The sequence below is a fragment of the Chryseobacterium paludis genome, from assembly GCF_025403485.1.
GTDB lineage: Bacteria > Bacteroidota > Bacteroidia > Flavobacteriales > Weeksellaceae > Chryseobacterium > Chryseobacterium paludis.
In genome coordinates this window covers 3,609,668-3,635,884 of record NZ_CP099966.1, presented here as the reverse complement: position 1 = coordinate 3,635,884, position 26,217 = coordinate 3,609,668, and the positions used below count along the sequence as shown (strand labels likewise).

21 protein-coding genes are annotated in these 26,217 nt (G+C 35.8%); 14 read left to right on the top strand and 7 right to left on the bottom strand.

Features of this window, described 5'->3' with window-relative positions:
* Positions 1-19 precede the first annotated feature (19 nt).
* Positions 20-835, bottom strand: a complete 816-nt coding sequence (locus NG806_RS16535) for a T9SS-dependent choice-of-anchor J family protein (protein WP_214830366.1) — start codon at positions 833-835, stop codon at positions 20-22.
* Between the two features lie 218 nt (positions 836-1,053).
* Here NG806_RS16535 and NG806_RS16530 point away from each other — a divergent pair, with 218 nt between their 5' ends.
* The gene (locus tag NG806_RS16530; RefSeq protein WP_214830365.1) at positions 1,054-1,179 is read left to right on the top strand and encodes a GNAT family acetyltransferase; all 126 of its coding nucleotides are present in this window, start codon (positions 1,054-1,056) and stop codon (positions 1,177-1,179) included.
* Positions 1,180-1,221: 42 nt separating this feature from the next.
* Here the strand turns inward: NG806_RS16530 and NG806_RS16525 are convergent, their stop codons facing one another.
* From NG806_RS16525 to NG806_RS16505, 5 genes are all read right to left on the bottom strand, one after another.
* Entirely contained in the window at positions 1,222-2,442 is a 1,221-nt protein-coding gene (locus NG806_RS16525; RefSeq protein WP_261510702.1) for a cysteine desulfurase, read from the bottom strand.
* 161 nt (positions 2,443-2,603) lie between these two features.
* Complete coding sequence (locus NG806_RS16520) at positions 2,604-3,254, bottom strand: 50S ribosomal protein L25/general stress protein Ctc (RefSeq protein ID WP_214830361.1); 651 nt, start codon at positions 3,252-3,254, stop codon at positions 2,604-2,606.
* A gap of 55 nt (positions 3,255-3,309) precedes the next feature.
* Positions 3,310-4,248 (bottom strand): ribose-phosphate pyrophosphokinase, encoded by a 939-nt coding sequence (locus NG806_RS16515; RefSeq protein ID WP_214830359.1) that lies wholly within the window; start codon positions 4,246-4,248, stop codon positions 3,310-3,312.
* Positions 4,249-4,332: 84 nt separating this feature from the next.
* Positions 4,333-5,883, bottom strand: a complete 1,551-nt coding sequence (locus tag NG806_RS16510; RefSeq protein ID WP_214830357.1) for an SGNH/GDSL hydrolase family protein — start codon at positions 5,881-5,883, stop codon at positions 4,333-4,335.
* Positions 5,884-5,893: 10 nt separating this feature from the next.
* On the bottom strand, positions 5,894-7,132 hold the full coding sequence (locus NG806_RS16505) for an OmpP1/FadL family transporter (RefSeq protein WP_214830355.1): 1,239 nt from the start codon (positions 7,130-7,132) through the stop codon (positions 5,894-5,896).
* A gap of 276 nt (positions 7,133-7,408) precedes the next feature.
* Between NG806_RS16505 and NG806_RS16500 the strand changes: the two genes are divergently transcribed.
* The 6 genes from NG806_RS16500 (at position 7,409) to NG806_RS16475 (ending at position 15,607) form a co-directional block, all read left to right on the top strand.
* Complete coding sequence (locus NG806_RS16500; protein ID WP_214830348.1) at positions 7,409-8,773, top strand: PSP1 domain-containing protein; 1,365 nt, start codon at positions 7,409-7,411, stop codon at positions 8,771-8,773.
* Positions 8,766-9,227, top strand: a complete 462-nt coding sequence (locus NG806_RS16495) for a gliding motility lipoprotein GldH (protein WP_214830346.1) — start codon at positions 8,766-8,768, stop codon at positions 9,225-9,227. Before NG806_RS16500 ends, NG806_RS16495 begins: the two co-directional genes overlap by 8 nt.
* 6 nt (positions 9,228-9,233) lie before the next feature.
* Positions 9,234-11,606 carry a transglycosylase domain-containing protein gene (locus NG806_RS16490; RefSeq protein ID WP_261510696.1) on the top strand — a complete coding sequence of 791 codons (2,373 nt, stop codon included), beginning with the start codon at positions 9,234-9,236 and terminating at the stop codon, positions 11,604-11,606.
* 74 nt (positions 11,607-11,680) lie between these two features.
* A complete protein-coding gene (locus NG806_RS16485) occupies positions 11,681-13,222 on the top strand; it encodes a protein adenylyltransferase SelO (protein WP_261510694.1) in 1,542 nt (513 codons plus the stop codon).
* Between the two features lie 80 nt (positions 13,223-13,302).
* Entirely contained in the window at positions 13,303-14,256 is a 954-nt protein-coding gene (locus tag NG806_RS16480) for a T9SS-dependent choice-of-anchor J family protein (RefSeq protein WP_261510692.1), read from the top strand.
* A gap of 76 nt (positions 14,257-14,332) precedes the next feature.
* Positions 14,333-15,607: a DUF6080 domain-containing protein gene (locus NG806_RS16475; RefSeq protein ID WP_261510691.1), complete on the top strand. Its 1,275-nt coding sequence runs from the start codon at positions 14,333-14,335 to the stop codon at positions 15,605-15,607.
* A gap of 54 nt (positions 15,608-15,661) precedes the next feature.
* Here NG806_RS16475 and NG806_RS16470 read toward each other — a convergent pair whose 3' ends face one another.
* Entirely contained in the window at positions 15,662-16,198 is a 537-nt protein-coding gene (locus tag NG806_RS16470; protein ID WP_261510690.1) for an SPOR domain-containing protein, read from the bottom strand.
* A 185-nt stretch (positions 16,199-16,383) separates the two neighbouring features.
* Between NG806_RS16470 and NG806_RS16465 the strand changes: the two genes are divergently transcribed.
* From NG806_RS16465 to NG806_RS16435, 7 genes are all read left to right on the top strand, one after another.
* Positions 16,384-17,745 carry a c-type cytochrome gene (locus NG806_RS16465; RefSeq protein ID WP_214830333.1) on the top strand — a complete coding sequence of 454 codons (1,362 nt, stop codon included), beginning with the start codon at positions 16,384-16,386 and terminating at the stop codon, positions 17,743-17,745.
* Positions 17,746-17,767: 22 nt separating this feature from the next.
* A complete protein-coding gene (locus NG806_RS16460) occupies positions 17,768-20,815 on the top strand; it encodes a TAT-variant-translocated molybdopterin oxidoreductase (protein ID WP_214830331.1) in 3,048 nt (1,015 codons plus the stop codon).
* 25 nt (positions 20,816-20,840) lie between these two features.
* The gene (gene nrfD, locus NG806_RS16455; protein WP_214830329.1) at positions 20,841-22,238 is read left to right on the top strand and encodes an NrfD/PsrC family molybdoenzyme membrane anchor subunit; all 1,398 of its coding nucleotides are present in this window, start codon (positions 20,841-20,843) and stop codon (positions 22,236-22,238) included.
* On the top strand, positions 22,225-22,746 hold the full coding sequence (locus NG806_RS16450) for a DUF3341 domain-containing protein (RefSeq protein WP_089028500.1): 522 nt from the start codon (positions 22,225-22,227) through the stop codon (positions 22,744-22,746). The genes nrfD and NG806_RS16450 overlap by 14 nt, the downstream gene beginning before the upstream one ends.
* A gap of 1 nt (position 22,747) precedes the next feature.
* Positions 22,748-23,446 (top strand): c-type cytochrome, encoded by a 699-nt coding sequence (locus tag NG806_RS16445; protein WP_214830322.1) that lies wholly within the window; start codon positions 22,748-22,750, stop codon positions 23,444-23,446.
* Positions 23,447-23,454: 8 nt separating this feature from the next.
* Positions 23,455-24,786 (top strand): quinol:cytochrome C oxidoreductase, encoded by a 1,332-nt coding sequence (locus tag NG806_RS16440; RefSeq protein ID WP_214830320.1) that lies wholly within the window; start codon positions 23,455-23,457, stop codon positions 24,784-24,786.
* Between the two features lie 145 nt (positions 24,787-24,931).
* The gene (locus NG806_RS16435) at positions 24,932-25,948 is read left to right on the top strand and encodes a hypothetical protein (protein WP_261510685.1); all 1,017 of its coding nucleotides are present in this window, start codon (positions 24,932-24,934) and stop codon (positions 25,946-25,948) included.
* The last annotated feature ends 269 nt before the right edge of the window (positions 25,949-26,217 follow it).

Genomic DNA, 26,217 nt, shown 5'->3' with positions numbered 1-26,217 from the left:
GGAGGCTTTCTTATTTTTTTTATTCTTTTATAATCTTTTTACTGATTATTTCTTTTTTATCATCTATCAGAATCAGATAACTTCCTTTTGGTAGATCTGAAAGATTATAGCCATCAGATAGCCCTATAAAAGTTTTAACTTTTCTACCAGACATATCAAGCACCGTAACTTTAGAATCAAATTTCAGGTTATTGGATTGGATATGAACAAAATCTTTTACTGGGTTAGGATAGACTTGCATTTCATTTTTCATTGAAACCTCTGTTGTCCCTAGAGTTCCTGCCGTAATAACAACATCATCTACTACTGTTCCAAAGGAATAATCTCCAACGTCATCATATACAAACCTCAATTTAAAATTAGCATTAGCATAAGGACTAAGATCTATATCCGTCGCATCAACATAACTTGTCAGTATATAAGTTAGTGTAGCCAGGTCAATAGTCCAATCGCCCGCATCCCCTGAATGTGTAAACACCTGCACCCACGATGTCCCATTAAACACTTCCACTTTTAAGACGGTATCATCAATGTAAATCTGGTTAGCATACTTAAATGACAATTTCGGATTTGTAACTCCCGAAAGATTGATCACCGGAGAAACTAATCTCGCATTGGTATTGATCCCATTAGGCCCTGCCTCATCATCATCAAAAAATGCAGCACCACTGGGAAATGAAGCGAACCCACTTTGCATACCCACTCCCCAATTATAAGCGGTATCAGGATTATCTATTGTCCAACCCGCAGGTAAAGCATTTCCGTTAAAGTTTTCAGAAAACACCTGTGCATTACATATTCCACAGGCTACTAGTAAAAGTAAATATTTCTTCATGGCAAATTTTATTAGTGATAATAAAATTAAACATTAATATTCATTTAATTATAAAATTTAACATTATATACGATTATGACGGAAAATAAACATATAAATATTAAAAACAAATATTTAATTTCTCTTTGTATTTCTGCTATTTGAGTCTCAAAAGCACAATTCTCTATTTAATGAGATTTATTTTTATATTTGATTACTAATACATTAAACCTATCACTATGAAAAAATTAGACAAAAAAGAAATGAAGAAAATTATAGCCGGAGGTGAAATCTGCCTTGAATGTGCGTATGGATATTATCAGGTCATTATCCAAGGAAGATGCTATTGTGTTCCTTGGGAATAGCTATTAATAAAAAAAGCAGTTTTTCAACTGCTTTTTTGTTTTTTAACCCAACATCTTTTTCGCTTTTTTCACCCCTTCAACGAGTAAGTCAATTTCCTGAAAAGTATTGTAAACCGCGAAGCTTGCTCTCACTGTTCCCGCGATATTAAAGAAATCCATTATAGGTTGTGTGCAATGGTGTCCGGTTCTCACTGCGACCCCCATTTTATCTAAGATCATCCCTACGTCAGAGGAAATCCCTATTCCTTCCAGATTAAAAGAAACAACTCCCGTTCTATGTGCTTTCTCTCCATAAACTTTAAGGCTTTCAATTTCCAAAAGTTGTTTTTGAGCATATTCCAAAAGAATGTTTTCATGTCTTTGAATATTTTCCTGTCCAATTCTTTCTATAAAGTCAACAGCAGCACCTAATGCAATATTCCCACCCACATTCGGAGTTCCAGCTTCGTACTTAAACGGAAGTCCTGCGTAAGTTGTGCCATCAAATGAACATACCGCAATCATCTCTCCTCCTCCATGGAATGGTGGCAAAGATTCCAGAACTTCTTGTTTTCCATATAAAATACCTGTACCCATTGGTGCATACATTTTATGTCCTGAAAATACAAAGAAATCACAATCTAATTTTTGAACATCAATTTTAAAATGTGGAGCAGATTGGGCACCATCAATTACAATATAAGCGTCTGAGTTCTTTCTTGTTTTTGAAATAATTTCTTCAATAGGGTTTACAATTCCTAATGCATTGGAAACCTGATTTACAGAAACTACTTTTGTTTTTTCGCTTAAATATTGATCTAAGTAATCAAGTTGTAAAATACCATTCTCATCAATTGGAATTACACGAAGTTTCGCACCTGTTCTTTCGCAAAGCAATTGCCATGGAACGATATTGGAATGGTGCTCCAGGTACGAAATAATAATTTCATCATCTTTTTTTAACTTCTGTGTAAGGATATAAGCGATGAGGTTTAATCCTTCTGTTGTTCCTTTTGTAAAGATTACTTCAAAATCATATTTTGCATTGATGAATTTTTGAATCTTCCGTCTTGAAAGTTCCATTTCTTCTGTTGCAAGCTGACTTAAAGTATGGATCCCTCTATGAACATTTGCATTGATTTCAGTATAATATTGAGTCCAAACTTCTAAAACAGAATTGGGCTTTTGAGATGTCGCTGCATTATCCAAGTAAACCAGAGGCTTACCGTTTACCTGCTGATTTAATATAGGAAACTGACTTCGTATTTCTTGAATGTCAAACATTTATTATAAATTTTACAATTATAGCGTTCTTATTTAGAACACTTCAAATTTACAGCTTTTTTTCCGAAAGACTAAAGAATGAATACCAATATAGATGTAATCTAAAATAAAAAACCTGTCAAAAAAATTGACAGGTTCTATATAATTGTTTAAAGCAATTCTTATTCTGCTGCAGTTTCTTCAGCTGCTGGAGCACCTCCCTCAACTTCAGCTACAACTTCTTCATCATCTTCATCATCACCTGCTGCTGCACCACCTTTCATTGCATTTCTAGACATCTTAACAGCTACAACAACTGCATTGTCTGGGTGCATGAAAGAATAACCTTCAGTTTTGATACCTCCAACATATAATTTGTTACCAATTTTAAGTGAAGTAATATCAATAACGATCTCATCCGGCAAGTTTGCAGGGATCGCTTTTACTTTCAGCTTTCTGAAAGACTGACGTAAAACACCACCAGCCACAACACCTTTAGAACGACCTGTAATTCTTACAGGAACTTCCATAACTACTGGCTTATCATCAGATAACTGATAGAAGTCAGCGTGAAGAATCTTGTCCGTAATCGGGTGGAACTGAATATCTTGAAGAACTGCTGGAATTGTTTGTCCATCAACCTCAATAGATACCGTGTGTGCTTCAGGAGTATATACCAAACCTTTAAAAGCTTTCTCTTCAGCAGAGAAGTTTAATGGTCCTGTTGTACCTCCATAAACAACACAAGGAACTAATTCAGCATCACGTAAAGCTTTTGTAGACTTTTTGCCCACGTTTTCTCTTTTTGTACCTTGAATTGTAATAGATTTCATTTATAAAAATTTAAAATTTTGTTTAAAATATAACTCGCAAACAGCAAATAATCAATTAGATAACAAATTTACTACTGATTGATTGATGCTCATGAACCATCTTCATAACGTCTGCAAACAATGGGGCGCAAGATAGCACTTTTATTTTAGATGACAAATTATTTTTAACAGGAATTGAGTCAGTTACAATAACTTCCAGCAATTGGGACTTCTCAATATTTTCGTAAGCTTTTCCTGAAAGCACACCATGAGTAGCCATCGCTCTAACAGTTTTCGCCCCTTTTTCCATTAAAATATCTGCAGCCTTACAAAGTGTCCCAGCAGTATCGATCATGTCATCGATAAGAATAACGTTTTTACCATCTACATCTCCGATAAGGAACATCTCCTCTATTACATTCGCTTTCTTTCTTTCTTTGTAAGCAATTACTACTTCAGCACCTAAATGTCCGGCATAGTTTTTAGCTCTCTTTGCTCCTCCCATATCGGGTGAAGCAATCGTAAGGTTATCTAGGTTCAATGCTCTTATATAATCTACGAAAATAGTGGAAGCATAAAGGTGATCTACCGGAATTTCAAAGAACCCTTGAATTTGGTCTGCATGCAGATCCATTGTCATGATTCGTGTCGCACCCGCTGCTGTTAGAAGATTCGCAACAAGCTTTGCACCTATCGGAGCTCTTGGTTTATCTTTTCTGTCCTGTCTTGCAAGTCCAAAATATGGAAGTACAACAGTAATACTTTTTGCAGAAGCTCTTTTTGCAGCATCAATCATTAGAAGAAGTTCTAAAAGATTGTCTGCTGGCGGGAATGTAGATCCTATTAGAAAAACTCTTCCTCCTCTTACAGATTCGTCTAAAACAGGTTCAAATTCCCCGTCACTAAACTCCTGGAAGTTTATTTTTCCTAGTTCCTGCCCATAATACTGAGCAATTTTCTCTGCCAAGTCCTTACTCGTCCTTGTACTAAATAGATAACTTAACTGATCGGCCATTTTTACTTTTTAAGATTTTGCAAATTTAAAAAAAAACCACAAGAATTACTCTTGTGGTTTCTAAGTTTTTATTTCTTTGATATTTTAAGGGAATTTTATTCCCGAATAATTGTTCGCGTTTATCTGTGGTAATGTAGATTTATACCTTGCGTTAATAGATTTAATAAATTCATTAGCAACAATGGCATATCCTCTACCAGTCAAGTGAACTCCATCAAGAGAGAAAGCACCGCCTGTTACAAATTTAGCCGTATACTTTACTCCATCAAATGAAATCCCAGATTGATTATTAAGCTCAACCATTTTTTTATTCGCATCAACAAATGCATATCCTTTAGAATCTGCTGCTGCCTTAATGGTAACATTGTAAGCATCAATAGCCGTATTTACATCTGTAACTTCTGTTAATGTCAGCACATATTTATCTGCAAATGGGTAAGCAATTCCCTTTGCTCCAAGTGCTGCAGGAACTCCCGGAGGCAATGTTTGAAGTGTTCCTATTTCAGCTTTTGAAGTTAAAGGAACCAAATCTCCAGCTTTAGCCTGTCTTGCCTGACCATAAGTTGCCCCTAAATATGGCGCTAAAGCCACTAGGGTTGGGTTGCCCGAAGCCAATGCTGCACCGGTAATCTGATTATTTAAAGGAGCCAGACTTTCATCGACGATAAGCAAAGGGTTTGAATCCGTTTTAGAAAGTAGCTTTATTCTGTCTCCAGCACCAATAGCCGTTAATATCTGACTTAATGGACCGTATAAATTAGTATTTAAGTTATCTATAGTTGCATTTCCAACAGTTACATTACCACCTCCCAGAACAGCTGCTGTTAAAGGATTGTATGGCACTGTCGTTAGAGAGGGAATAGAAGTAACACTTGGAATATTTGCTATTACCCCTTTAGCATTTGTTGATGCTATTTCATTAATTAATGCATTGTAATACTGTGTAAACTGTGCTGGCGGTGTAAGTGTTTCAACTGTAGCATCTCCTCCTGCAAGAGCATATAGTAATGCATCGTTATTTCCTATCCATAATGAAAAGAATGTAGGATTTTGTGCTTTAAAATCAGCTATTACAGATGTTGTAGGACTTGAAGCAAATCTCACAAAATAAGGATTAGCTGTTTTTGCCGGAATTCCTTGGATATTTCCATATCCCGGAGCCAGTAAATGAGCTACTTTTGCTCCCGGTACTCCCATATTATTAAAAGGACCTGTTAGAATTGTATTAACAACTGCGGTTGCAGTATTATTATTTGCATTTTTAATATCCGGGGACCCATTTACAAAAGCATTAATAAATAATTTTGTATTAGCAATCTGAACTGGACCTATAAGACTATTTAAGATCAGCCCACCGTTATTATCTGGCATTAATGGCTGCTTAAACTCACCACCTCCAACAAGTTTCATTTGTTGAGCAATCATTGATGGATAAGATTCATTTTGTCCATCTAAATAAAGAGCACCATCTCTATACCCTGAAGTTAATGAATTACCTAATGCAACATACTTAGAAAAGTTTGCTTCACCTTTATCCACTTGGATATCTTTTACATCCGTATCAAAATCATTTTCGCAGCTTGTCATAAATAAAAGAGCAGAGACAGCGATTGTAGAAATTATAATTTTTTTCATAGTCTTTCAATTAAAATGGGTTATAAGATAAGCCTAGACCAAAATAGAACGCGGTAGCTTTAGCCTGTCCAACGAAACCAAGATTGGTATTATTTACGTCTCTGGCTTGAGGCATTGCATACCCTCCGGCAATATCAACTCCAAATTGCTTTAGTTTAAACCCTACCCCTCCTGTTACTACATAGGTATTAAACGAAGGTGTTTCAGCAATAAAGTTATTATCAGAATAAGGAGATTCATCATAATAAGCACCAAGACGACCAAAGATCATATCACTGAATGCATACTGTGTTCCCAATCTGAATGTTTTTGAATTTCTAAAGTTTTTAGGAGCAACAAGAATTGTTGGGTCTCCTGGCTGATTTCCAATAGGAGCATTTGCAAAATCTAATGTTAGTTTGCTGTATCTTTCCCATCCATGATAGTTAAAGTCGGCAGAAACCAACCATTTTGGAGTAATTTTATATGTTAAACCAACCGTATATTCTTCTACTAAAGGTAAAGTCGCCGTAAAGCTATCCTGTCCGTTAGCACCCAGACCTAATAATGAATAGATAGATTGTGATGGGAATTTAAATGTTGCTGTTCCGTTTTTAGCTTTCATATCAACAGGTGAACGGTAGGCAATACTTATATCAAGTTTTTCTTCCGGTCTGAAATAGAAACCGAAGCCGTATCCATGTCCACTTGCTTTTTCGTCATTAATATTAACCTCTCCTCCAAACTGGGTAACAGCTTTATCCCAATCCACCTTTCCTCTTGCATAAATATAACTTGCCCCAAAAGCTAACCATGGTGCCAATTTTACAGAAACCATTGGCTGGAAATAAAAGCTTTTTAGTTCTAGTTTCTGAACCATTTCTCTTCCTTCCCAATTATTTGGCCACTCAATAGTACTACCAAAAGGCGTTGAAAAACTAAAACCTACTGATAGATTTTCTAGCGGTTTATAAGCAATAGCCGCATATATCGGTGTCCCAATAGGATTATCAGTTTCTGTACTCTGTAAAGTATTCAAATTCTGAAAAGTAACTTTGTTACTTGCTCCAAATCCTCCGGCAACTATACTCAGTTTAGAAGGAATGAATGACATACCTGCAGGGTTAAAAAACGCCACACTTGCATCTTCAGCATGAGCACTAGTATGTGCCATTGCCAATTGTTTTACCCCTTGCAAGGAAACTCTGAAGCCTCCGGCGTAAGATAAAACACCTGCCAATAAAGCAGTTGATACTAATATTTTTTTCATAGACTATTATTATATAACCCAAATATAAAATTATTTTGAATAGGTCTGTTAATATTTCTTAATATTTTAAACATTACAGGAAAAGAAAATTATGTTTAAAATAACACTTTGGGAAAACATCAGTCTAAAAGCATATATACTAGCACATTGATAATATTTTATTGAACAATTGTAATATTTGTTTAAGATTAAACAATGATGTTATGGAATATTTGAATTTTTTAGAATTACATAAAGATAAAAATATATAAATTTGCAAGATTAAATATTAGTTATATGAGTTGTGGATGTAAAACATCCGGCGATTCTGCGCATTCTTGCGGACCCAAGAAATCCGCGAATGGTTGTGAAAGTGTAAATACCTGTGGTAATAGTTATAAATTAAGTGTTTTCGACTGGCTGTCTAACATCAACAATCCTCCTTCTAACAGGTGTGATTTTGTAGAAGTTAGATTTAAAAATGACAGAAAAGCGTTTTATAAAAATGTAAATAATGTTCCTTTACATATAGGTAGTGTAGTCACCGTAGAATCGAGTCCCGGACATGATGTTGGTGTGGTAAGTCTCACCGGCGAATTAGTGAAAATTCAGATGAAAAAGAAAAAATCTTCTGAAGAAACCTCACTAAAAATATACAGATTGGCCAATCAGAAAGATATTGAAGTTTGGCAGGAAGCAAGAAAAAAAGAAGATAGCGTAAAGATTCAGGCAAGAAAAATTGCTCACGGTCTTGGGCTTGAAATGAAAGTTACTGATGTTGAATATCAGGGTGACGCTTCGAAAGTAACATTTTATTATACTGCAGATAACCGAATAGATTTCAGGCAGTTGATAAAAGAATATGCTTCAACGTTCAGAACTAAGATCGATATGAAACAAATCGGTTTTAGACAGGAAGCTGCAAAAATTGGGGGTATCGGTTCATGCGGTAGAGAGCTTTGCTGCTCAACCTGGCTAACGGATTTCAGATCGGTAAATACGAATGTTGCAAGATATCAGCAGCTTAGTATTAATCCTCAAAAACTGGCTGGACAATGTGGCAAGCTAAAATGCTGTCTTAATTATGAATTGGACAGTTATCTTGATGCATTAAGCAATTTCCCTTCTTCATCAACAACATTAGATACAGAAAAAGGAAGAGCTTTCTGTATCAAAATTGATGTTTTCAAAAAGAAAATGTGGTTCGCTTATGTTGACAGTTCAGTAGCTTGGTATGATTTCGATATTGATCTTGTAAAACAGTTTATTTCTAAAAATAAACGCGGTGAAAAGATTCTGCCACTTGAAGATCTTAAACAGCCTGACATCCCATTACAAAGTATTGATTTGATTCAGGAAAACAGCGTTGACAGGTTTGAGAAAAAGAATAAAGCTTTCAATAAAAACAGAAATCAGAATCAGAATAACAATCAAAACAGGCCAAACAATAATCAGGGACCTAGAAAAAACAGACCTGAAAGACCTGAGAGATCAGAAAATGCAAATTCTAATCACAATCCAAAACAACCAAGGCCTCAACAGCCAAAAGTTCAATTAGAAAAAGCAGAAGCTGTATCTGATCCTGACAAAAAACCGCAACAAAATCCGAACAAGAAAAAATTTAAAAAGAAATTTCCTCCAAAAAAAGATAACAATGCATAAAATTTTAGGATTACTATCCCTTATTCTTTTCTTGAGTTGCAATTCTTCAGGAGAAAACGTTACAATGAATTCTGTTGATAACAAATGGAATAAGAAAAGTGAGCAAAAATTTAATCTTGAAATTTCGGATCCACAGAATCCTAAAAATATTATATTTGTTGTAAGAAATAATAACAATTACCCTTACAGCAATATAAGGTTTATTGTTAATTTCACTAATCTTCAGAACAAGAAAAAAGAGACAGATACCTTAAACTATGTCCTTACAAAACCAAATGGAGAATGGCTTGGTACAGGTTTTGGAGACACGAAGGAAACTCTTTTTCAGTATAAATTGAATTATAAATTTCCAGAAAAAGGGAAGTATGAAATTGGATTAATACAAGCAATGAGAAATGACTTCCTTCCTGGGATTGAAGATATTGGAGTAAAAATAGAAACGGCTAAACCGTAACCATAAATGGAAGAAAACAAAAAAAACACAGGAAGCAAAGGAAAAACCTTTCCACTTCCACCCAAAAAAAATACTTCTTGGAAAAAATGGGCTAAATTTATTTGGCTTGGACTTATTGTTGTTGTCTTAGGTATTTCAGGGCTTTTCTTTGCCGTTTCTCAAGGCTTTCTTGGTGAAATGCCTGATGTAGAAGAGCTTGAAAATCCTGATATTTATGTGGCTTCTCAAATTTATTCTTCGGATGGTGTTCTATTGGGTAAATTTGAAAAAGAAAAAACTCAACCTATTACATACAAGGACCTTCCTCCTTTTCTTGTTTATGCTTTACAGGCTAAAGAAGATGAGCGTTTCAAGGAACACTCAGGAATTGATTTACAATCCGTTGCCAGAGCTGTTGTTTTTGGTGGAGGAAGAGGTGGTGGTTCTACGATCACTCAGCAGTTAGCAAAATTGCTTTTCACAGGTAAAAGAGCAGATAATAAAATCAAAGCTGTTTTCCAAAAGTTAAAAGAATGGGTGGTTGCTGTAAGTCTTGAAAGAAGATACACAAAAGAAGAAATTGTAACATTATATTTCAACAAGTTTGACTTTTTATACAATGCAAACGGAATTGAAATGGCTTCAAAAATTTATTTTAATAAAACGACAAGTCAGCTTACATTACCTGAGGCTGCTATGTTTGTTGCCATGTTGGAAAATCCGGTAAAAAACAACCCAATGCGTAATGAAACAAGAGCAAAAGCGAGAAGGGATGTTGTTTTGGAGCAAATGCAAAAAACAGGTTATATTGATGAAGATACCTATAGTAAAGCTGTAGCAACTCCTATTACCTTGGATTACCATCCAATCAAAAACATCAATGATGACTATTCTGCTTACTATAAGTTTTATCTGAAAAAAGAGATTGACAACTATCTTAAAGATCACGAGAAAGAAACCGGTAAAAAATTAAACCTTTATAAAGACGGGCTGAAAATATATGTGACCCTTGACTCTAAAATGCAAAAATATGCGGAAGAGGCGATCAAGGAACACTTAACTGATCTACAGAAAAGATTTGACGCGGAGCAAAGAGGTAGAAAAAACAGACCATTCTACTATTTAACAGATAAGCAGATTAATGGTGTTATGACACAGGCGATGAAAAGAACCGGACGTTATAAACTTCTAAAAGCTGCGGGAGTATCTGAAGACTCAATTCTAATGGAATTCCATAAACCTATAAAAACATCACGTTTTACATGGAATGGAGAAGAAGAAGTTGAAATGTCACCTTGGGATTCTATCAGATATCACAAGCAAATTGCTCAGGCAGGACTAATGTCTATGGTTCCAGGAACCGGGGAGATTAAAGCCTGGGTAGGAGGAATTGACTGGCAGCATTTCCAATATGATCACATTAAACAAGGTAAGAGACAGGTTGGTTCCACATTTAAGCCTTTCGTATATGCAACTGCTATTATGAAATTAGGAATGACTCCTTGTTCAGCAGTTTCAAATGGAACCTATGACCACAACGGATGGCACGTCCCTGGTAGAGGAGGAATGCTAACTCTAAAAGATGCTTTAGCTCATTCTCAAAACCCGGTTGCAGCACGTCTTATCGAGATGACTGGGGTAGATGCAGTAATACAAACAGCCAGAGATCTGGGAGTTACGGAAGAAATACCAAGAAACAATACCATTGCTTTAGGTTCATCCGATATTACGATTTATGAAATGCTAGGAGCTTACAGTACTTTTGCTAATTATGGAAACCACAACAAACCGGAAATGATCTGGAGGATTGAAGATGCTAATGGAAGGGTGATTAAAGAAGTAAATGTAGATCCAAAAGAGGTAATGAACCCTCGTTACGCCTATACCATGATTGAACTCATGAAAGGGGTAGCACAATTCGGTACCGCTTCAGGAGAACTTTCAAGAAGAGGGATTTCAAAAGCAGTAGAAATTGCTGCTAAAACAGGTACTACACAGAATAACTCAGACGGTTGGTTCATGGGAATCACTCCAAAACTAGCTACAGGTGCCTGGGTTGGATGGGAAGACAGAGCGACCCACTTCTTTGGGACTGGTGAAGGACAAGGAGCGAGAATGGCATTACCAATCTGGGCTATCTTTATGAAAAAAGTCTGGGCTGATAAAAGCTTAGGAATCACTCCTGATGATAAATTTGTAAAACCATCAGACTGGAAAGACGGATGTTCTGACCTAAAAGGTTTGAGTGGTGGCTATGGAGATGATGGAGGCCTTCAGACCATTGACGAAATTAAAAATCCAAAACCAGTAGATCAGACTCCAAAAACGAGTTCTGGTAAGAAAGAAGAGAACGTCAATGAAAACCTGAATACAGGTGAAGAGATTGATTTTAATAAATAATTTCTCTTTTATAAATACATGAGACCTTTCAAGCAATTTGAAAGGTCTTTTTTTATTGTCGTATCTTTGTACCTATGAATATTGAAAAGATCAGACAGCCCTTTCTAAAAAACTTTCCAGGAGATTTTTCGGGAAACCCTATGCAAAGAGTTACTCCAAAAGTGTTATTTTCAACCATCAATCCTGCGGGTTTTGAAAATCCAAAAGTAATTGCTTTTAATGAAAAACTTTCAGAGGAAAGTGGATTAGGCAAATTCGAAAGTTCTGATATAAATTTTCTTGTTGGAAATGATCTTCCTGCAAATATTCAATCGTATGCTACTGCTTATGCTGGACATCAATTTGGAAATTGGGCAGGTCAATTGGGAGATGGAAGAGCTATATTAGCGGGTGAAATAACAAATAATTCCGGTCAAAAAACCGAAATTCAATGGAAAGGCTCTGGAGCAACTCCTTATTCAAGACATGCAGATGGACGTGCAGTATTGAGATCTTCCGTCCGGGAATATCTTATGAGCGAAGCAATGCATCATCTGGGAGTCCCTACAACAAGGGCTTTAAGCCTATGTTTTACAGGAGAAGATGTTGTAAGAGATATGATGTACAATGGAAATCCTCAGAATGAAAAAGGAGCGGTGATTATCAGAACTGCCGAAAGCTTCCTCCGTTTTGGACATTTTGAACTAGCTTCAGCCCAAAGGGAATATAAAACACTACAGGATCTTGTTGACTTCACCATTCAAAATTACTACCCGGAGATCACATCATCAGATACACAGAAATACAAGGATTTTTTTAAAAACGTCTGTACAAGAACGGCGGATATGACTACAGAATGGTTCAGAGTGGGATTCGTTCATGGAGTAATGAATACCGATAATATGTCAATTCTCGGATTAACCATCGATTATGGTCCCTACTCAATGATGGACGAGTATGATTTAAATTTCACACCCAATACCACCGATCTACCCGGAAGAAGGTATGCATTTGGAAAACAGGGACAGATCTCACAATGGAATCTCTGGCAGCTGGCCAATGCTCTTCATCCATTAATAAAAGATGAAAAATTTCTGGAAGATACCTTGAATTCTTATGGTAATTATTTTTGGGAAACCCATGATAAAATGCTGTGTAGAAAGTTTGGCTTTGATCAGTTAATAAATGGGGATGAAGATTTTTTCAGCAACTGGCAAGGATTGATGCAGGAACTGCAGTTTGATCATACCCTATTTTTCAATCAATTAGAAAAAGTAGATCAAGAAAACGATGTAAAAGATTTATTTGCGAATGTTTCTTATACAAATCTGACTGATGACAAGTTGAGAAAACTTGAAGATTTCATACAGAAATACAATGAAAGACTCTCCAAAAATAACATAACAAAAAAAGAGTCCTTGAATTTGATGCAAAAAACAAATCCTAAGTTTATCCTAAGAAATTATCTTTTATATCAATGTATTGAAGAAATTAATGATGGTAAAACAGAATTATTAGATAAACTAACCCAAGCATTAGAGAATCCATATCAGGAAATTTATCCTGAATTTTCTGAGAAGAGACCTTCAAGCTATGATGATATATCAGGATGCTCTACCCTGTCATGCAGTTCTTAAGTTCATAATATAAAGCAAGATACAATTGTCTATTAAAAAAAATGCTTACTTTTGAGTAACAATTACAAAATAGCTTTATTATGAAAAAGACTTTACTCTCTTTAGTATTATTAACGGGCATTATGGGCAATGCTCAAACCGTTTTATTAGATGAAGGTTTCGAATCTTATACAAACTTTGCAATTACAGGCTTAGGTACCTGGCAAACATTAGATTTAGATGGATTAAATACTTACACTGGAGGAGGTCCTGTTGTTGGAGGCACCACTATTCCTGGATGGACAGCCAATTGGACCAATGCAGGAGCTCCAATGGCATTTCAAATATTCAACCTTTCTGCAAGCAATGCCACAAACAACCTTACTTCGGTAACTGGAGTAGATGAAGAAATAAGAAATTTCACTCCTCATGCGGGACAAAAAACTGCAGTATCCTGGGCCGGCGTTCCTGCAGCTGGTGCTACAGCAAATAATGATTGGCTTATTTCCCCAGCAGTAACACTAGGCGCAGGAGGCAATCAATTAAGTCTTTGGGTAAAGGCACTTTCTCCAGCTTTCATTGAAAATTATAAAATTGGAGTATATATCGGTAGTGGTACACCAACTACAGCAGCTAATTTTACAATTATTTCAGGGGCTAGTCCTTTAGTTGCTCCTTACGCAGCATGGCAACAAGTTACACAGAGTCTAGATACTTATGCCGGTCAAACTGTTAGAATAGGTATCCAATATATGTCTGCTGATAAATATATGCTACTCGTAGATGACGTTAAGATTACGACGGGAACTCTTTCTACTAGCGAAATTTCTTCCAAAACAAAAACAAGTATCTCCCCTAATCCTACAAAAGGAGAAGTGAATATCAAAACTGATAAAAAGATAAAATCTTCCACAATACTAGATATGTCTGGCAAATCAGTAATGAATACAAATTCTGAGAAATTAAATATCTCTTCTCTCCCAAAAGGAATTTACCTGATTAAGGTTGAGTTTGCCGATGGAACTTCAACTACTGAAAAAGTAATTAAAGAATAACAATTCTTTATATATCTGTTAAAACTCACCAAAATTGGTGAGTTTTTTATTTTACTTTTGCAAAAACTTTAAACAGGTGAATTTCAAATCAAAATTCTTTAATTTCTTCAAGCTCGTATTCCCTTCTTCATTAACTGAGCTATGGGTATTTCTATTTTTTATATCTTTTTATGGGATTTTAGGATCATATATCGCCCTTAATTACCGAATAATTTTTGACAACAGGATTCCCTGGGATGCCTATTTCAGCTTTGACAACCGCTCTATTGTAATGAGTGGCGGAAGTTTTGAAAGACACCCCCTCTCTTATTATTTCTTCAACTGGATAAGGGAAATTGCTTTTTTTATTTCAAATGGCAAAACAGATTCTACATTCCGATTGACCTTAGCATGGTTCAGTACAATCACGATAAGCCTGAGTGTGCTACAGATTTTTAAGTATCTTAAAAATATCATTCATCTACCTTTGATGATCAATCTTTTACTGGTATTATTTTTTGGATTTTTTTCAACAAACCTTTTACTTTCCTTTACTCCTGAAAACTTCACCTATACCCTTTTTCTTCTCTGTTTGTATAATCATTATGCCGCAATTAAGCTTAAAAAGGATGAAAAAATACCGGCATTAGCTCTTGCTTTTGCTGCCATTTCAGTAGGAGGTCTTACAATTACAAATATTGCTAAAGCATTTGTTCCCGTATTATTTGAAAAAAACATTTTCAGAAATTGGAGAAAATTCGGAAATGCAGCTCTGCGCGTTGCCATAACCTTCATTTGCTTTGTCCTACTCTATTTGAACCGAATTGATTTTAAATATAAAAACATATTTAACAAGACCAGCGAACAGTATGAAAAATTCTCCAATGTAAAATCTACTCCTACCTGGGATATGATAGCTTCTTATTTTTTCGGTGGCAACATCCTATTCTCAAGCTTCATTATCCGGGACAAAAATAATATGAAAGGCTTTAATTTTAAAGCGTTAATCATGGATGTTTATTCTTCCTGGATTCCTTATTTATTTATTGCAATTCTATTAGGATTAATATTGTGGAGTTATTTTAGAAACTTTAAAAGCAAATTTGTGCAAATAATCATGATTTCATTTCTGCTAGATATCGTTATCCATTGCATAATGAAATTTGGATTACACACTTCATATATCTATGGTGGACATTTTGTTTTCGTTTTTCCATTACTTTTAGGATGGCTTTTTTATGCTTATAAAGCATCACCAAAAGTATTATCGATCTTAGCAGTCACAATAGGAATATTGTTCATCTATTTAGTAGTTAACAACTACATTAGAATGGCAGAATTTTTCTGGTTTTTAAACACCTATTACCCATAAAAAAGCTGAGAGGAAAATTCTTCTCAGCTTAACTTTTTATATAGAATAAAAGCTCTATTTTGCTTCAGCACAGAATATTCTGTATTGTACTGCCACCGCAGATTTAAAATATTCTCTAATTTTAGACAAGTCCGAAGATGCACTTTGTTTCGTGAAATAACTTCCTACTAAGATCTTGTAATTAGGTCTTAAAGAAGCATCAGTTTCAACCTTCAGATTTGGAAATCTTTTTCTAAAATAAGACTTGATCTCATTGGCTTCATCATTACTTTTTACTGTCGTGATCTGTATTTTATATCCCAAAATTCTTGGATTCTTTCTACAGATCTCTGCATTTGTCAATTCTCGACTAGGAACATATATTTTTGTCGGTTTTGTATAGGTCTCTTCATTATTTTCTCTAGGAGTTGTAGAAGTAGAAACTCTGGAACATTTATCTTCCAGACCTTCTAAAGCATCTTTTACCTTAGGATCCATAGACATAATCAGCTCTGTTCCGGACAATGTATCCTTCTTTACAACCTGCTGGGCTTCAATAGTATAAAATCCGAATAAGGATAGTATTGTCAATATTTTGATTAAATTTTTCATTTAAACTTGTTTGCGCAAATTTATACAAATTAAAAAATTATACCAAACAGAGTTATTTAGAATCAATACAAATTAAACGTAAATGATATTTTCCCCTTTCTATATGCCGTTAAATTCCTGTTAAAAATATTATTTTTGCGGGATTGATTGAATGTTCAATATTTTACTAACATAAGATAATTTAAATGATTAGTTGGAGAAAGCATTATAAACAAACGTTGATCGCAATAGGCTTATTGCTATCAACCAGTGCTTCATTTTACGGGCAAGACGGCGATCCTAAAAACGGCGAGAAACTTTTCAAAGCGAATTGTACTGCATGTCACGCGCTGGATAAACAAGTTATAGGACCTCCTTTGAAGGGAGTTGTAGAACGTGTAAAGACAGAAGGTGGTGTAGACAAAGATTGGCTTCATAAGTGGATCAAAGACAACAAAGCTCTAAGAGCTTCTGGGGATAAATACGCTAATGAGATTTTTGAAAAATTTAATAAAACTGAAATGTTACAGTTTCCTAATCTTACAGATAAGGATATTGATGACATCTTAGCTTTTACAACTAATCCTCCAGCTCCGGAAGAGAAAAAACCGGAAGCAGGAGCTACTGCAACAGATGCTACGGCAGCTGCACCAGCGGACAAAACAACAACAAACGTTGTAATCATTTCACTTTTAGCGATTGCAGGTTTATTGGTTTGGATCTTACTTAAACTAAGACAATTAGTTAAACTGGGTCAATCTGAAGATTTAGCAGGATTAAACGAAACAAGGGTTCGTTCTTTCAGTGAAGTCTATGAAAAATACCATTATATAGGTAAAGGATTACTGGCAATTTTAGCGATCCTTGCTACTTATGGAATTTGGAACTGGATCATGTGGATCGGTGTTTACAAAGGATATAAGCCAGAGCAGCCTATCTTCTTCTCACACAAAATCCACGCTGGAGAACAGAAAATTGACTGTCAATTATGTCACTCAAGCGCTAAATACGGTAAGGTTTCTGAAATCCCTTCTATGAACGTTTGTATGAACTGTCACAGAACAATTTCTGAATACAATGCAGACCACTACATGGAGCCTGGAAAAGACAAGGCATTCTATGATGGTGAGATCCAGAAGATCTATGCCGCAACTGGTTGGGATCCTGCAAAACAAGTATACACTGGGAAAACTCAGCCTGTAGAATGGACAAGAATCCACAACATGCCGGATTTCGTATACTTTAACCACTCTCAGCACGTTGTAGCTGGTGAGCAGGCGATCATCAATTCTTTCAACAAGAAAAATCCAACGAACAAAATTGATGTTGTATGTAAAGCTTGTCACGGAAAAATTGATACAATGAATGTTGTTCAGATGGCTAATGACTTTACGATGGGATGGTGTATTGAGTGTCACAGAACTACAGAAGTTGATATGAACAACGGTTATAATAAAGAATACTTCAAAAATCTACATGACAAGTTGAAAAAACAATACCCTAAAGATGGTGGTAAGATTACTGTAGATGCGATTGGAGGTCTTGAGTGTGGTAAATGTCATTATTAATAACTAAAAATTAGAAGTATAAATGGCTTCAAACAAAATACAATTTAGAAGTATTCATGAACTTAAAGACCCAGCTTTAAATAATAGGCTGGCTCAGAAAGAGTTTCAGGAAGAAATTCCGGTAGAAGATTTCCTTGGAGATGCTGAACAAAACGGATCAAGTACTTCAAGAAGAGATTTCTTAAAGTTATTAGGATTTTCTACGGCAGCGGTAACGCTTGCTGCCTGTGAAGCTCCGGTAATTAAAACGATTCCTTACGTGGTAAAACCTCATGATATTATTCCTGGGGTTCCAAATTACTACGCTTCAACATATTTTGATGGTTTCGACTTTGCTAGTGTTTTAGTAAAAACCCGTGAAGGAAGACCTATCAAGATTGATCCAAACCCAGCTGCAGGTGATTTAGGTAAAACTAACGCCAGAGCTCAGGCAAGTGTACTTTCTCTTTATGATAATGATAAAGTAAAACAACCTAAGCTGGACGGTAAAGACGAAACTTTCGATAAAGTAGATGATTTCGTTCTTAAAGGTTTGGCAGAAGCTCAGGCAGCAGGTAAGAAGATTGTGCTTTTATCTCAGTCATTCGCTTCACCAACTTTCAAAAAGTTGTTCGCTGAATTTAAAGCTAAGTATCCTACAGCTGAACTTGTAACTTATGATGCTTTCCCTTACTCTGCCGCATTAGATGCTGCTCAGGAAGTATTCGGACAAAGAGCATTACCTGTTTATGACCTTAAAGGGTCTGAGTTAGTAGTTTCTTTCCAGGCAGATTTCTTAGGAGATTACAATGCTTCGAGTTTAGAAACGTCTTATGCTGAAGCTAGAAAACCGGGAGCAAACATGTTGAGACACGTTCAAGTGGAATCTAACATGTCTTTAACTGGTGCAAATGCTGACTCAAGATACAGATTAAAACCAAGTGCAGTAAATAAAACGTTAGTTGAGGTTTATAATGCAATCGTAGGTGGAGGTGCTGCTTCTGACAAGATTGCTGCTGAAATCGTAAAAGAACTACAGGCAAAAGGCAACAAAGCAGTTGTATTAGCTGATGGTTCTAAAGGAGCTCAGGTTCTGGCACACTTAATTAACCAAAAACTGGGTTCAGTAGCTTTCACTGGTAAAGCTAATTTCTTAAAAGAATTTGATAAAGCAAGATATCAGGAATTTCTGGGATGGGTAAATGCAGGTCAGGTTGGTGTATTAATTACAAACAATGTAGACCCTATCTACTCTCATCCAAAAGGAGAAGATTTCAAAAAATCTTTAACAAAAGTTCCTTATGTAATTGCTGTTGCAGATAAGAAAAATGAAATGTATAAGGCAGCGAAAGCTGTAATTCCTGTAGCTAACTGGCTGGAATCTTGGGGTGACATGGAACCTCAGACTGGAGTTTATACATTAATGCAGCCTACGATCCAAAAAATCTACAAATCAAGACAGATTGAAGAATCTTTATTGGTTTGGAAAAATGGTAAAAACAATGCTGCTAATAACTACTATGACTATTTAAAAAATAGTGCAGCTTCTATATTAGGAGCTACCTCTTTCAACAAAGCTTTATATAATGGTATCGTTCCTTCAAACAACGCAACAACGTTGGCTTATACAGGAGGAAATGCTGCTCAGGCTCTTGCTGAACTAGGAAACTTTAAAGCTTCTGATTTAGAATTGGTATTATATACTAAGACTTCTATCGGAGATGGTACTCAGGCCAACAACCCTTGGTTACAAGAATTACCAGATCCATTGACAAGAATGTCTTGGGATAACTACTTGACAATTTCTCCTAAAGATGCAGAAAGACTAGGAATAGAAAACGACCTTAACGCTAGAATGCAGTTAGACGGTTCTATTGTAAATCTTACGGTGAATGGAGTAACAATAAAAGATGTTCCTGTATTTATTCAACCAGGTCAGGCAGACGGATCAGTAGGTCTTGCACTTGGATATGGTAAAAAAGATTCTGGAGCAACTGCTGATACTGGAGTAAACGCTTATCCTTTATTTGATGGTTCTAATTTAGCGGTATCAAATGCTAAAATAGAGAAAACAGGAGAAGATCACGAATTCGCAGGTATACAGCTTCAAAATACCCTAATGGGTCGTTACGAAATTGCTAAAGAAGTTCCTCTTACGGAGTACTTAAATGTAGCATTTGATGACGAGCATAAAGGATGGAACAAGCCTTTGGAGTATCACACGATCAGTGGAGCTCTTCCAGCAAGAAAAATAGATCTTTGGGATGCTTTTGACGACACAGATGGTCCTCACTTCAACTTATCAATCGACTTAAACTCTTGTACTGGTTGTGGAGCATGTATCATTGCTTGTCAGGCAGAAAACAACGTTCCTGTTGTAGGTAAAGAAGAGATCAGAATGTCAAGAGATATGTACTGGTTAAGAATTGACCGTTACTACTCTGCTAAAGAAAAAATTGAAACTAAAGAAGGTATTGAAAGAGGATTAAATGTTCCTAATCTATACGACATCTTAATTGAGCCAAACGAAAGTCCTGACGTAATTTTCCAACCGGTAATGTGTCAGCACTGTAACCACGCTCCATGTGAAACAGTATGTCCGGTAGCGGCTACTTCTCATGGTAAGCAAGGTCAAAACCACATGGCTTATAACAGATGTATTGGTACTAGATATTGTGCAAACAACTGTCCATACAAAGTAAGACGTTTCAACTGGTTCACATATAACTTAAACGATCGTTTTGATTTCAACATGAATAACGATCTTGGAAGAATGGTACTAAACCCGGATGTTGTTGTAAGAACAAGAGGGGTTATGGAGAAGTGTTCAATGTGTATCCAAGAAACTCAGGCTACAATCTTATCTGCTAAGAGAGAAAACAGAAAAGTAACTGACAACGAATTCAAAAATTCTTGTGCATGTGCTGCTGCTTGTTCTACCGGAGCAATGACGTTTGGAGACATGAATGATAAAGAATCTGAAGTGAGAGAATTATATTCTAGCAACAGAAGATATTATTTACTAGAAGAGATCGGAACAAAGCCAAATGTGTTCTATCACACTAAAGTAAGAAACAGAGTAGAAAAATAAAGTTTAAATAATAAATAGGTAAAAAATGTCAGGACATTACGAAGCTCCGATAAGGGAACCTCTAATTATTGGTCACAAAACTTATCACGATATCACAGAAGATATTGCACGACCTATCGAAGAAAGAGCAGGTAAATTATGGTGGGTATCACTATATGCAGCTTTAGCTCTATTCATCTACGGATTCGGCTGTATCGCTTATACTATCGGGACAGGTATTGGAGCATGGGGGCTTAACAGAACTATTAACTGGGGTTGGGATATTACCAACTTCGTATGGTGGGTAGGTATTGGTCACGCCGGAACCCTAATCTCAGCGGTATTATTATTATTTAGACAGCGTTGGAGAATGTCTGTAAACCGTTCAGCTGAAGCGATGACTATCTTCGCAGTTGTACAGGCGGCAATCTTCCCTGTAATCCACATGGGTAGAGTTTGGGTAGGATATTGGGTATTCCCTCTTCCTAACCAGTTTGGTTCTCTTTGGGGGAACTTCAACTCTCCTCTACTTTGGGACGTATTTGCAATCTCTACGTATTTCTCAGTATCTACAGTATTCTGGTTCATGGGATTAATCCCTGACTTTGCAATGATCAGAGATAGAGCTAAAACGCCTTGGACAAGAAAAATTTATACATTCCTAGCATTCGGTTGGGGTGGTAAAGCAAAACACTGGCAGAGATTCGAAGAATTATCTTTGGTATTAGCAGGTTTAGCAACTCCACTTGTATTCTCAGTACACACTACCGTATCTTTTGACTTCGCAACTTCAGTTATTAAAGGATGGCACTCTACGATCTATCCTCCATACTTCGTTGCTGGTGCGATTTTCTCAGGATTTGCAATGGTACAAACACTATTGTTAATTGCCAGAAAAGTTTGTCACCTTGAAGATTATATCACTATGTATCACATCGAGATTATGAACATCGTAATCGTTGTAACAGGTGGTATGGTAACTGTAGCTTATGCAACTGAATATTTTATCGGATGGTATTCCGGATCAAGATTTGAAGACTTTACATATCTTTCTCCAGGTGCTGCAACAGGACCTTACTGGTGGGCTTTCTGGGCTTTGATTACTTGTAACTTGATTGTCCCGGCTTCTTTCTGGTTCAAAAAAGCTAGAACAAATATTATCTGGACTTTCATCGTTGCATTAATTATCAACATCGGTATGTGGTTTGAGCGTTTTGATATCATCGTTATTAACCTTTCAAGAGATTACTTGCCAGGTTCATGGACGATGTTTAAACCAACGATTATTGACGTGGGTGTATATTTAGGAACAATCGGATTCTTCTCTGTATTATTCTTATTATATGCAAGAACATTCCCTGTAATTGCACAGGCTGAATTAAAATCGATTTTGAAAATCTCAGGTGAAACTTATAAAGCAAAAGAAGGAGATGAGCACCACTAAAATTGTATACGGACTTTATGCTGATGACGACGATTTAATGAACGGCGTTAAAGCATTCAACGATAAAGGAATAACGATAAACGAAGTTTATACGCCATTTCCAGTTCACGGACTAGATAAAGCTTTAGGTTTAAAGAAAACTAGAATTTCTGATGCTGCGTTTTTCTATGCTCTTTATGGTGTTACCATTGGTGCAACTGTAACTTGGTATGTGATGAATCATGACTGGCCTCAAAACATTGGTGGTAAACCTGCTTTTGACTGGGGACACAATATGCCGGCATTCGTAGTTCCAATGTTTGAATTAATGGTATTTTGTGCAGCTCACATGATGTCTCTTACTTTCTTAGTTAGAAATAAGATGTATCCGGGAGCTCCAGCTCAAAATCCAGATCCAAGAACTACAGATGACAAATTCATGATGGAGTTTGTAACTGAAGATGTAGAATCTGTAAAACAGCTACTTATTGAAACTGGAGTTGAAGAAATAACTGTTAAAGACGCTTAAAATGAAAAAGAATGTATTAAGAATTACTGCAATCTTAGGTTTAACAACAGTTTTACTTAATTCTTGCGGACCGAAAGAAAATGCACCCCTGGTATATTTCCCGGATATGTATTTCCCGGTAGCTTATGATCCATTGATGAAAGCTCAGGATGCGTATTCAGATCATGAGAATGAAATCCCAGCGTTTGTTAAAAATAGCTTTGCAACAGGACTTGCTCCAGTAGAAGGAAGTGTTGCTCAAAATAAAGACGGAATTTTTGAAGAAGGATTACTTCCGAAAAATGTAGATGAATATAATGCAGGATATGATGCATCAAAGAAGATGACTGTTTCTCCTTTAAATCCAGCTAATGCAGCTAAGGATATCGAAAGAGGAAAAATGTTGTTCGACCACACTTGTGCAGCATGTCACGGAACTGGAGGTGATGGACAGGGTCCAATTGTACAAAGCGGTGCTTTCTCTGGTGTGCCTAACTACGCAGATAGAGAAATTACTGTAGGATCTGTTCATTATGTATTAACTAACGGTAGAAATGCAATGGGTTCTTATGCGGGACAATTGAACGCAGGAGACAGATGGAGAGTGGCGATGTATGTGATGAGTGCTTTCAAGAAAAATGCAGCACCAGCAGCAGCTACAACCGCTACAGCTACGCCAGCTGCGGCAACAACTGAGACGACTACCGCAACTAAAAAATAAGAAAAGAAATGTATACTTTTTCACCAAAATTAAAATCAACTTCTATAATACTGCTTGTTGTAGGTTTAGTTCTATTTGGTATTGGTTTTTTCTTGAATAAAGGAATCAGCACAGAAAAAATTGAACAGATGATGGAAGCTGTTCATGCTTCAGGTCACACTGCCCCTACTCATTCAAGTGAGATGATAGGTCCTCAGGATCATGCTGCTCATTTAGAACATGCAGAATTACAAATTCACAACCAACCATTAGCATCACTACATTTCGTAGCTGTATTTTTCTTTGGAGTAAGTTGTGCCGTATTGTTCTTCTATTGTATTCAGCACGCTGCTCACGCAGGTTGGCCAATTATTATTACAAGAGTAATGGAAGCTATTGCTTCTTATATTCCATACGGAGGAGCTATTTTGATCATCCTTATGTTATTAAATATCTTCCACCAGGGACACCTTTTTCATTGGATGGATCCGGATTTAACAGATCCAAACTCAGCACACTTTGATGTGATCTTATTTGAAAAGAAAAGATTCTTAAATATTCCTTTCTACGCAATCAGAACTTTGATCTACGTAATCGGAGCTTCATTCTTCGCATGGAAACTGAAAGCACAATCTAAAAAAGTAGATGAGACAAAATCTTTGGTTGAGTATCAATTCCTTTACAGATGGGCTGTTGGATATATCGCATTCTTCGGTTTTGCTTCTGCAGCTTGGGCTTGGGACTGGTTGATGTCAATTGACCCTCACTGGTATTCTACAATGTATATCTGGTATTCTATGGTGAGCTGTTTATCCAGTGGTATTGCTGTTATTATTCTTATCAGTGTATACCTTAAGAAGAACGGATTCTTACCTCAGTTCAATGACAATCACTTACACGATCTTGGAGTATTCCTTTTCGCAACAAGTATGCTTTGGACGTACACATGGTTTGCTCAGTTCATGCTTTACTGGTATGCAAACGTACCGGAAGAGGTTAATTACTTCTTTGGAAGATTCCAGCACTATTCACCTACATTCTTACCAATGCTAATTATCAACTTCTTATTACCTTTATTGGTATTAGTAAGTAGCAGCATTAAAAGAAATTATAAAGTGGTTACCGTAATGGCAGTAGTTGTTATTTTAGGACACCTTTTAGATTACTTTAATATGGTAATGCCTGGAACAGTGGGCCCATATTGGAAAACTCCTGAAGTATTTATACTAATACTAGGTGCTGTCCTATTTGTAGTTGGATTATTTATGTTTACTGTAATGTCAGCATTATCTAAACTAAAATTAATTCCTACTGGAAACCCATTCTTACACGAATCTGAAATTTATGAGTATCCTTTCTAAGGACTTGTAACAAAATAAAATTCTAAAAGACTGATTATTAACTAATCAGTCTTTTTTTATGCAGAAAATTAAGACTTTTGTGCAACCTTTTTTCAAAACTGTTGTCTTATAAGTAAACGGTCTCCACACCAGCAAATAATTAATTATGAAAAGAAACTACCTATTACAAATTCTATTCGTTTTGCTATTCAGCTTTACCAATGCCCAGACCATTACATTCATTTCAGAAAAAAATAATAAACCATTGCCTAAGGTTTCTGTTTTTGGAAAAGATGGAAGTATTTTAGCGTATTCTGACATTGACGGTAAAATAGATAAGCAAGCATTAAATCCGTCCCAGGAAAAATTTCAACTGATCTATGATAATTTTCTTGTAGCAACACTTTCCTATGCAGAGCTTGATCACGACATAATAAAAATTAACGATCAGGTAAAAGAAATAGAGACCGTAGTATTAAAAAATAACAAACCTGCAAAATACATCATCATTAAAGGAAACTTTAATGCCTATGTCACACTAAATAACAAACTGAATTGCTATGCAGATGGTATTGTAACCTATGTTTTTGATAACAAAACTAAAAAACTAAAAAGTACCAATGCACAACAATACAGAATTTACAGATTGGAAGATCCTTCAGAGGAAAAAAAGCAAACATCATTATGGGACTATGGCAATTCATTAAACCTTCCCAGACTTAAAAAAATAGGAAACCCCGAAGACTATAAAAATAAAGTAACGGTTATAAAAGAATTAAAAGGAGACAAAAAAGATCAAATAGAAATCTCTGGTGAGGCATTACAAGAAAAAGAATTCGCTCTTTTTGGGTATCGCTTTTTTGACATAAAGGCTATTGTTAATCTTTCCTTCGAACAAGGATCTGAAAAAGGATTAAAAGATTTTTTAGAATATAATGATCGGGTCTTTATTAAAATAAAACACAAGAGCGAACCTAATTACAATCAAATACAAACATATACCAATTTCTATCCAACTGAAATCTCATTTGATAATAATGATGATGTTGAAAAAGTAAGATTTGATAAGGACAACAGCAGCTATACATCAAAATTCTGGCAAGATGCATCATTCCCAAATATGCAGGCAATCTTCAGTTCATTCTTTGAAGGAAGTCTAAAAGAACAACCAAACAAACGATAAAATAAAAAAATCTCCTATTTCTTTTAAATGATTTCTTTTAAAGTGAAAAATAATACTATAAATACTACTCCTTTCTTTTACTAGAGCAACTTTTCAACAATAATTATATAAAAGATTCCTTTGGCTGTACTCTTCAAATGGTCCATAAGATCTATTTAGGGATAAATAGCCTAAAGAACAACCAAACAAGTATGGCGGTAGTATTGAGATTCCAGAAAAAAGAAATAAAAAATAAAAAATTTCTATTAATAAAGGTTTTACTAAATTTG

Bases quoted from the DNA above. Each gene is read 5' to 3' on its own strand.
- NG806_RS16500 (WP_214830348.1), top strand. From the start codon at position 7,409: ATGAGTTGTGGATGTAAAACATCCGGCGATTCTGCGCATTCTTGCGGA.
- nrfD (WP_214830329.1), top strand. From the start codon at position 20,841: ATGTCAGGACATTACGAAGCTCCGATAAGGGAACCTCTAATTATTGGT.
- NG806_RS16505 (WP_214830355.1), bottom strand. From the start codon at position 7,132: ATGAAAAAAATATTAGTATCAACTGCTTTATTGGCAGGTGTTTTATCT.
- NG806_RS16535 (WP_214830366.1), bottom strand. From the start codon at position 835: ATGAAGAAATATTTACTTTTACTAGTAGCCTGTGGAATATGTAATGCA.
- NG806_RS16530 (WP_214830365.1), top strand. From the start codon at position 1,054: ATGAAAAAATTAGACAAAAAAGAAATGAAGAAAATTATAGCCGGAGGT.
- NG806_RS16435 (WP_261510685.1), top strand. From the start codon at position 24,932: ATGAAAAGAAACTACCTATTACAAATTCTATTCGTTTTGCTATTCAGC.
- NG806_RS16460 (WP_214830331.1), top strand. From the start codon at position 17,768: ATGGCTTCAAACAAAATACAATTTAGAAGTATTCATGAACTTAAAGAC.
- NG806_RS16495 (WP_214830346.1), top strand. From the start codon at position 8,766: ATGCATAAAATTTTAGGATTACTATCCCTTATTCTTTTCTTGAGTTGC.
- NG806_RS16515 (WP_214830359.1), bottom strand. From the start codon at position 4,248: ATGGCCGATCAGTTAAGTTATCTATTTAGTACAAGGACGAGTAAGGAC.
- NG806_RS16485 (WP_261510694.1), top strand. From the start codon at position 11,681: ATGAATATTGAAAAGATCAGACAGCCCTTTCTAAAAAACTTTCCAGGA.
- NG806_RS16520 (WP_214830361.1), bottom strand. From the start codon at position 3,254: ATGAAATCTATTACAATTCAAGGTACAAAAAGAGAAAACGTGGGCAAA.
- NG806_RS16440 (WP_214830320.1), top strand. From the start codon at position 23,455: ATGTATACTTTTTCACCAAAATTAAAATCAACTTCTATAATACTGCTT.
- NG806_RS16470 (WP_261510690.1), bottom strand. From the start codon at position 16,198: ATGAAAAATTTAATCAAAATATTGACAATACTATCCTTATTCGGATTT.
- NG806_RS16450 (WP_089028500.1), top strand. From the start codon at position 22,225: ATGAGCACCACTAAAATTGTATACGGACTTTATGCTGATGACGACGAT.
- NG806_RS16510 (WP_214830357.1), bottom strand. From the start codon at position 5,883: ATGAAAAAAATTATAATTTCTACAATCGCTGTCTCTGCTCTTTTATTT.
- NG806_RS16490 (WP_261510696.1), top strand. From the start codon at position 9,234: ATGGAAGAAAACAAAAAAAACACAGGAAGCAAAGGAAAAACCTTTCCA.
- NG806_RS16465 (WP_214830333.1), top strand. From the start codon at position 16,384: ATGATTAGTTGGAGAAAGCATTATAAACAAACGTTGATCGCAATAGGC.
- NG806_RS16525 (WP_261510702.1), bottom strand. From the start codon at position 2,442: ATGTTTGACATTCAAGAAATACGAAGTCAGTTTCCTATATTAAATCAG.
- NG806_RS16480 (WP_261510692.1), top strand. From the start codon at position 13,303: ATGAAAAAGACTTTACTCTCTTTAGTATTATTAACGGGCATTATGGGC.
- NG806_RS16445 (WP_214830322.1), top strand. From the start codon at position 22,748: ATGAAAAAGAATGTATTAAGAATTACTGCAATCTTAGGTTTAACAACA.